This is a genomic window from Actinophytocola sp. (assembly GCF_045807065.1).
Lineage (GTDB): Bacteria > Actinomycetota > Actinomycetes > Mycobacteriales > Pseudonocardiaceae > Actinophytocola.
In genome coordinates this window covers 1-2491 of sequence record NZ_JBJMIE010000663.1, presented here as the reverse complement: position 1 = coordinate 2491, position 2491 = coordinate 1, and the positions used below count along the sequence as shown (strand labels likewise).

Genomic DNA, 2491 nt, shown 5'->3' with positions numbered 1-2491 from the left:
TCACGACCTGGTCCTGTCGCCGGCGCCGGCCTCCCCGCCGCCCATCTGGTTGGCCGGCACCGGCGTGGCGGCCGCGCGGTTGGCCGATGGGTGGCTGCCGTACCCGCCGACGCCCGAGCTGTACGCGGCGGGCTGGCGGCGTGTGCGGGACGAGGGACGGGACGTGACCCCGGGTCTCTACGCCACGGTGGCGCTCGACCCGTCGCCGGACGCGGCGCGGCGCCGGCTGCGAACCACGGTCGAGCGGTGGTACGGCCGTCCCTTCGAGGCCGTCTCCGCACGTCAGGCCATGTACGCCGGATCGGCTCGCGGGCTGCGTGACTGGCTCGCGCCGTACCTCGACGCGGGCGTGCGGCACGTCGTGCTTCGCGCCGCGGACGATGATCCGCGGCGCGGGCTCGACACGCTGGGCGAGGCCCTAGAAGGACACGCGTTGGACGCTGTCCGCGCGCAGGACTGACTCCTGGTCGAACTGCGCCTTGTAGTCGCCGCGGATCTCCTCCAGCTCGCGGTTGGCCTTCCTGTCGCTGAAGGGGTACAGGATGATCAGGACGTAGGAGTCCTCCTTGCCGCCCATCCACTGGCCGTGTGCCTCGAGCCAGGTGAGGCCGTCGGGGAAGGCCGGGGTGACCTCCTTGTCCAGGAACAGTTCGAACTGGGCCGGCGTGATCACCGAGCCGTCGGGCCGGCTCCCGCCGAAGTAGAGCTCCGTGCGCTTGTACGACTCGCCGGGGGTGGGAGCCGGAACGGCGGCGTTCGCCGTGTCGGATTCGGCGGCGCCGGCGGTCGTGAAACCCAGCAGGAGCGCGGTGACCATGCCCGCGATGGCGGTGCGTCGTGTCGTCATGGGGCACATTCAAGCGCTGCGCGTCGCTTTGACGCAGGTTGTCCCACCTGTCGGTCTAGACTCCGCAGCCGTGCCACCGCCTGACGACCTGCGGCCGCTGCGTGAGCTCGTCGAGCGGCAGGTGTTGCCGCTCATCGACTGGTACCAGCGGAAGAAGCGCTGGCCCCGCCGCCTCCACAAGTCGACGACGGCCGTGGTGATCATCCTCGGTGCGTTGATCCCCATCGCGTCGGCGTGGTCGGCGTCGACGACGGCGCGGGTGTTCGTCGGCGTCGTCGGCGTGATCATCACGACCGTCACCAGCCTCGCCGTGTCCTTCGACTGGTACCGGCGCTGGCGGCTGTTCACCATTGCGCAGAGCCAGCTGGAGTCCCAGCTCGGGACGTGGGAGTTCGCCATGGCCCGCGCCGAGATGCTGCCGTCCGAGGAGGGACGGGCGGCGGCCATCGCGGCGACGTCGACACTGCTCGAGGCCGCGAACCAGACCCGGAACGAGGAGGCCGAGGCCTTCTTCGAGAGCCAGGGCGACAAGTCCGTGCTCACGGCTCGGTTCGACGAACCGGGCGGTTGAGCCGCCAGACCGGCACCTTGCCGATGTGCTCGTACCCGATGTCAGCGAGGTCGTCCCAGTCGCGCTTCTCCAGCGGCTCGAGAATATCGCCTATTTCGCAACGCCACGCCGTGCGGACCTGCTTGATTACCAAGCGCGCTTCGGGTGACCGTACCCGCCATGAAATTGTCGGGGGTTCCGGCTACCGTCGGCGGCGTGAGAGTTGCCACCTGGAACGTGAACTCCGTGAAGCAGCGCATGCCTCGACTGTTGCCCTGGCTCGAGCAGCGGCGGCCGGATGTAGTGTGCCTGCAGGAGACCAAGCTGACCGTCGAGGCGTTCGGCGAGTTGCTCGAGCAGCCACTGGCAGAGCGTGGGTACGAGTTCGCGGTGGCGGGGCAGTCGGGGTGGAACGGGGTTGCGATCCTGTCGCGCGTCGGGCTGGAGGACGTGGTCGTCGGGGTGGACGGGGCGCCCGGGTTTCCCGATCCGGAGGCCCGGGCTGTGGCCGCGACCTGTGGTGGGGTGCGGGTGCACTCGCTGTACGTGCCGAACGGGCGGGAGCCGGACTCCGAGCATTACAGGTACAAGCTGGCCTGGCTTGCCGCCCTGCGGGACGTCGTCAAGGCCGGGCCCGGGGACGCGATGTTGTGCGGCGACATGAACATCGCACCCGCGGACGCTGACGTGTTCGATCCGGCCGCTTATGCCGGGCACACGCACGTCACGGCGCCGGAGCGGGCGGCGTTGGGTGAGTTGCAGGCGCTCGGGCTGCACGACGTGGTGCGGGAGCGGTGGCCGGACGAGCGGGTCTTCACGTACTGGGACTACCGCGCCGGCATGTTCCACCAGGATCTCGGGATGCGGATCGACCTCGTGCTGGCCAGTGCGTCGGTGTCCGGGCGGGTCGCCGCGGCCTGGGTCGACCGGCAGGCCCGGAAGGGCACCGGGCCCAGCGACCACGCGCCGGTGATCGTCGATCTGGACGAGGCGCCGGACGGGGACATCGGGCCGGTTGTGCCGCCGCCGTCGGCTCGTGGGCCTCGGAAAGGGCGGGTGAAGTTGCCGCAGGCCAAGTAGCCGGAGGGTGGGGG

The 2491-nt window shown here is 70.4% G+C and carries 4 protein-coding genes; 3 read left to right on the top strand and 1 reads right to left on the bottom strand.

All coding sequences use genetic code 11. From position 1 onward, the window contains the following. The coding region (locus tag ACJ73U_RS39000; RefSeq protein ID WP_407782804.1) for an LLM class flavin-dependent oxidoreductase at nucleotides 1–460 on the top strand (460 nt) is incomplete at its 5' end. On the opposite strand, the gene ACJ73U_RS38995 is transcribed toward ACJ73U_RS39000, so the two are convergent. Next, on the bottom strand, nucleotides 419–847 hold the full coding sequence (locus tag ACJ73U_RS38995; RefSeq protein WP_407782803.1) for a DUF3574 domain-containing protein: 429 nt from the start codon (nucleotides 845–847) through the stop codon (nucleotides 419–421). The two genes, ACJ73U_RS39000 and ACJ73U_RS38995, sit on opposite strands and share 42 nt — an antisense overlap. Nucleotides 848–917: 70 nt before the next feature. On the opposite strand from ACJ73U_RS38995, the gene ACJ73U_RS38990 reads away from it, so the two are divergent. Further along, the gene (locus tag ACJ73U_RS38990; protein WP_407782802.1) at nucleotides 918–1418 is read left to right on the top strand and encodes a DUF4231 domain-containing protein; all 501 of its coding nucleotides are present in this window, start codon (nucleotides 918–920) and stop codon (nucleotides 1416–1418) included. A 159-nt stretch (nucleotides 1419–1577) separates the two neighbouring features. Next, nucleotides 1578–2477, top strand: coding sequence for an exodeoxyribonuclease III (locus tag ACJ73U_RS38985; protein WP_407782801.1), 900 nt, complete (start codon nucleotides 1578–1580; stop codon nucleotides 2475–2477). Nucleotides 2478–2491: the final 14 nt, after the last annotated feature.

What these genes read in the sequence shown, in the direction of transcription:
- ACJ73U_RS38995 (WP_407782803.1), bottom strand. Translation starts at nt 847, where the DNA reads ATGACGACACGACGCACCGCCATCGCGGGCATGGTCACCGCGCTCCTG.
- ACJ73U_RS38985 (WP_407782801.1), top strand. Translation starts at nt 1,578, where the DNA reads ATGAAATTGTCGGGGGTTCCGGCTACCGTCGGCGGCGTGAGAGTTGCC.